Source organism: Kitasatospora sp. NPDC048365 (genome assembly GCF_043200835.1).
In the GTDB taxonomy this organism is placed as follows: domain Bacteria; phylum Actinomycetota; class Actinomycetes; order Streptomycetales; family Streptomycetaceae; genus Kitasatospora; species Kitasatospora terrestris.
Genome location: NZ_JBICYJ010000103.1, coordinates 1 through 3,985, shown reverse-complemented (window position 1 = coordinate 3,985; position 3,985 = coordinate 1). Strand labels below are relative to the sequence as shown.

Genomic DNA, 3,985 nt, shown 5'->3' with positions numbered 1-3,985 from the left:
GCATCGTCCTGGACCAGCAGATCGCCCAACAGACCGAACCGCACGTACCGCCCGCCCCCTCGAACCGCCCTGCACGGCCTTCCCCGAAGCACTCGAACCAGCGCTCGGGCCGTATGGAGATCTGAGTATCCACGCGCCGGCGGGCTCTCGTCGTACGAGTCTCAGAGCGTGGATGGGTGATGTCCATCCGCCCGCGAGCCGCGCGAAGGGATCCTGGACTGCACCGACGGCTTCAACGAGGCCTACTACGGGCGCCCGGAGACGCTCCTCGAACCCGGCGCGCGGCAGGCGTGCTCCGCCTGGAGTCCTGGTCCGCGTCCTGCCCCAGCCCAGTCCTGGTCGGCGTGCGCTGCGAGGTGACTTCGCCGCGCGATGCGTGCCGACTGCAGGCGTCCGATCGCCAGTTGGAGCTTCAGCGTGCAGACGACGGCGATCGCAAAGGCCGTTCCGCCGCCGAGGGGTTCGGCCAGGACTGCGACGAGGAAGCAGAAGACGGCGAAGCCCCACAGGCCGCGCAGGACACCGCGAAGGGTCGCCCCCGCGACGGCCGGCCCGCCCTGGGCGAGGGCGAACGCGGCGACGACGCTGGTGCCGATGGGGAAGGGCGCCAGCACGCCGGTCGTGCCCGGGCCGAGCTGTGCCGCCGCCGTGGTCAGCGCGGTGACCAGCAGCGCCGTTGCCGCGGCCCGGGCCGGGAGGTCCCAGCGGGGCGGCCTGGGGGACGGCGGTACCGGGCCGCCGGTGGTGCGGGCCAGGGCCTTGACGCCGCACGCGGTCGCGGTGAACGAGAGGCCGAGCGCGAGCACCGGCGGTACCGAGAGCTGGGCGAGCAGGAGATCCGCCGCCAGGCAGGCCGACCAGGCCAGGAGCAGGGCGGGTACCCAGTGCCCGGTGCGCGGCAGTCGCGAGAGTTCCGCGAAGACCACCGCGAAGAGCGCCAGTGACACCAGGCCCAGCAGCGAGGAGCCCGCGGCGCGTGCGGCGAACGCGGGCCCGTGGTCGAGGAGCGTGATCGCGAGGATCGGCCCGGCCACGATCGGCAGTGCGACCAGCGTGCCCGCCAGCCCCGGCCCCCAGCGGCGCCCGGCCAGCGAGGAGGCGACGACCAGCGCGGGTGCGAGAAACAGTTTCAACATCAAGATCGGCACTGGCCCGAGCATGGCACACACCGCCGGGTCCGCCAGGAGCAGGGTCCGCTGCTGCGGGCCGCCGAGAAGGCCACCCCAGGTCTGGGTGAGGGACCACCTCTGGCCCTGACGGAAAGCACCGCCGTCCGACAGGTTCCCCGATCTCCGCGAATGGATGAATGCGAGGCTGATGCGGGGTTTCTCCTTGCACATGCGACCGTGAGCTGAGAAACAGGCCGCATCACCGGCATGGAGACCCTGGAGACAGTCGTGACGACCCGAACCGACCGCCGACGTACGTTCCGGCTCACGGGCGGCTGCGTTGCCGCCGTGCTCCTGGTCGGCGGATGCTCGTCGTCCGGAGGCACCGCCGCCGGCTCCTCGCCCGCCTCCGCGCAGTCGACGCCGAGCGTCACCGGGACCGTGACGGTGTTCGCCGCCGCGTCGCTCCAGGAGAGCTTCACGCAGCTCGGCAAGCAGTTCGAGGCCGCGCACCCCGGGACCAAGGTGGTCTTCAACTTCGGTGGCAGCAACACCCTCGCGGCCGGCATCACGGGCGGGGCTCCCGCCGACGTGTTCGCCGCCGCCAGCCCCGCCACCATGAAGACCGTCACCGACAAGGGCGACGCGGGCACTCCCAAGGTCTTCGTCCGCAACCAGCTGGAGATCGCCACCGTCCCCGGGAACCCGAAGAACATCACCGGCCTTCAGAGCCTCACCCAGCCCGGCCTCAAGGTCGTCCTGTGCGCCAAGGAGGTGCCGTGCGGAGCGGCCTCCCAGACGGTGCTGACCAATGCGAACATCCAGTTCACGCCGGTCAGTTACGAGCAGGACGTCAAGGGCGCGCTCAGCAAGGTCGAACTCCAGGAGGCCGACGCCTCACTCGTCTACCAGACCGATGTGAAGTCCGCCGCCGGCAAGGTGACGGGCGTCGCCTTCCCGGAGGCGTCCACGGCCATCAACGACTACCCGATCGCCACGCTCACCCACGCGCCCAACTCCGCCGGTGCCCAGGCATTCGTGGCGTACGTCGAATCCCCCGACGGCCAGAAGGTCCTGACCGACGCCGGGTTCCTTCCGGCGGGCTGAACCGGCGGGCGTTCTCCCCGGCGCCGCGGGTGCCTCGGCCCAGGTCGAGGAGCTGCTCGTGGAAGCCGCCGAATTCCCGTGCGGTGTCCACGAGGTGGATCTCCAGGATCCAGTGGCAGATCCGCCCGGCCCGGTCGGTCCTGCGCATGGGGGTGGTGTTGCCCCGGGCGAGCCGCTCGATCTCGGCATGGAACTGCGCGCCGGTGATCCCGGGCCGTTCGGCGAAGAAGCGTCAGCCGGCCTCGAAGATCGCCGGCAGGTCGGCGGCGGGACGCCGCTTGTCGGGGTCGTCGCCGAGGACGTAGGTCCGGCCGAGGTCGGCCTCGAACTCCTCGAAGATCGGGCCGAAGTCCGCGAAGGCGATGTCGTCCTGCTCCAGCGTCCGGTCGGGCGGGTTCTCCGCGTAGGGGAACAGCGTGTGCGGGCCGGGTCGGACGATCCGCCTGTGCCAGTGCCTGGTCGTCCCGAACATCTCGTTCGCGAGGTCCCGGATGCGATTGCTGATCGCCTGCTCGGTCTCGCCCGCGGTGACGAGCCCGCGCTTCTCCACCTCGTCGAAGAGTGCGAGGGCCTTGTCCTGCGCGTCGGCCAGCCGCCGGGCGCGGAACTCCTCCGCGGTCGCGGTCTCGACGCAGACCCAGGCGGTGGCGCCGGAGCGCACGGCCACCGGATGACGGTCGCTGCTGCTGTCGGCGATCACCGCCGGGTCGGTGGTCAGCACGGAATCCAGGCGGAAGCTCGGCAACGCGTCGGTTCTGCCGACGAGTTCACGTCCGAAGCGTGCCGTCCGGACCGACGGCAACGGCAACGTGCCGTAGGAGAACAGCAGCTGATCCGACACAGGAACCCCCGGCCAAGGGCTGTCCCGTAACTGCCGGTCCCGGGTGAGATGGTTTTGCTGTGGTTGGTGTGCTCACGGCGTCGGAGCCGTCCTGCCGGCCCCGTTCACCGGGCTGTGTCCGAGGCAGTTCGGCAAGCTGTCCACCCACGCTGCGGTGGGAAGGTGCAGGTCTGGGCGCCGCAGCAGCGAACCGGTGGTGGCGACCAGCGCGGTGGCGGCCAGGTTCGCGGGCAGCTCGGTGATCAGTGCCACAAGGGTCCCGTGTTGCCGTCGCAGTGAGGAGAGCAATCGCCGGTGCCGGATGCCGCGGTCAAGATCAGCCCGAAGACGATGAGAGCCAGGACGATCCAAGCCACATGGGCGAAGTCATTGCCGGGTGGGATCTTTCTTGGAGCGCTGTTCTGCGGGACCTCATCGTGGCTCTCGGGCTCGCCACTGGGTCCGTCGTGTCCCTCTGCCGCCATCGTGTCATCCCCCCGTCACGGTGTGTCCTCTCATGGCACGACGTCAGATCTCGTCCGTCAAGGCCTGCGGCGGGTTGCTGTCGAGAAGGGCCGCGCCGACTCGACGGATCGTCGCGGACGAGGCGGGAGCGGACGCCGGGGTAGTGGAACAGGTCCCAGGTCCCGCCGGAGGCCTTGCGGGCCTCCAGGATCGCCGAGCAGTGCAACGCCACTCGGGCCGCCGCCCGCCTGTTCACCCACCACAACACCCTGCTCCGGCGCCTGGCCCGCGCCGAACAGCTGCTCCCGCGCCCGCTCGCCCGGCACACCATCGAGGTCGGCACCGCGCTCCAGGTCTTCCAGTGGCGCGGACGCCCCTGACCGTGCGGCCGGGGGGGGGGGGGGGGGGGGGGGGGGGGGGGGGGCGGGGGGGCGGGGGGGGGGGGGGGGGGGGGGGGGGGGGGGGGGGGGGGGGGGGGGGGGCG

4 protein-coding genes and 1 pseudogene are annotated in these 3,985 nt (G+C 71.5%); 2 read left to right on the top strand and 3 right to left on the bottom strand.

What is annotated here, in order from left to right; all coding sequences use genetic code 11:
• Window positions 1-245: 245 nt before the first annotated feature.
• Window positions 246-1,136 carry a hypothetical protein gene (locus ACGFX4_RS41290; RefSeq protein ID WP_393086381.1) on the bottom strand — a complete coding sequence of 297 codons (891 nt, stop codon included), beginning with the start codon at window positions 1,134-1,136 and terminating at the stop codon, window positions 246-248.
• Between the two features lie 261 nt (window positions 1,137-1,397).
• Here ACGFX4_RS41290 and modA point away from each other — a divergent pair, with 261 nt between their 5' ends.
• Complete coding sequence (gene modA / locus ACGFX4_RS41285) at window positions 1,398-2,216, top strand: molybdate ABC transporter substrate-binding protein (RefSeq protein WP_393086379.1); 819 nt, start codon at window positions 1,398-1,400, stop codon at window positions 2,214-2,216.
• On the opposite strand, the pseudogene ACGFX4_RS41280 reads toward modA, so the two are convergent.
• Both ACGFX4_RS41280 and ACGFX4_RS41275 read right to left on the bottom strand, forming a co-directional pair.
• A pseudogene (locus ACGFX4_RS41280) lies at window positions 2,110-2,877 on the bottom strand (M24 family metallopeptidase). The gene modA and the pseudogene ACGFX4_RS41280 overlap by 107 nt on opposite strands.
• A gap of 252 nt (window positions 2,878-3,129) precedes the next feature.
• Entirely contained in the window at window positions 3,130-3,309 is a 180-nt protein-coding gene (locus ACGFX4_RS41275) for a hypothetical protein (RefSeq protein WP_393086377.1), read from the bottom strand.
• A gap of 386 nt (window positions 3,310-3,695) precedes the next feature.
• On the opposite strand from ACGFX4_RS41275, the gene ACGFX4_RS41270 reads away from it, so the two are divergent.
• Complete coding sequence (locus ACGFX4_RS41270) at window positions 3,696-3,881, top strand: helix-turn-helix domain-containing protein (RefSeq protein ID WP_393086375.1); 186 nt, start codon at window positions 3,696-3,698, stop codon at window positions 3,879-3,881.
• Window positions 3,882-3,985: the final 104 nt, after the last annotated feature.

Excerpts from the sequence above, each read along its gene's own strand:
- ACGFX4_RS41290 (WP_393086381.1), bottom strand. The coding sequence starts at position 1,136 with ATGTTGAAACTGTTTCTCGCACCCGCGCTGGTCGTCGCCTCCTCGCTG.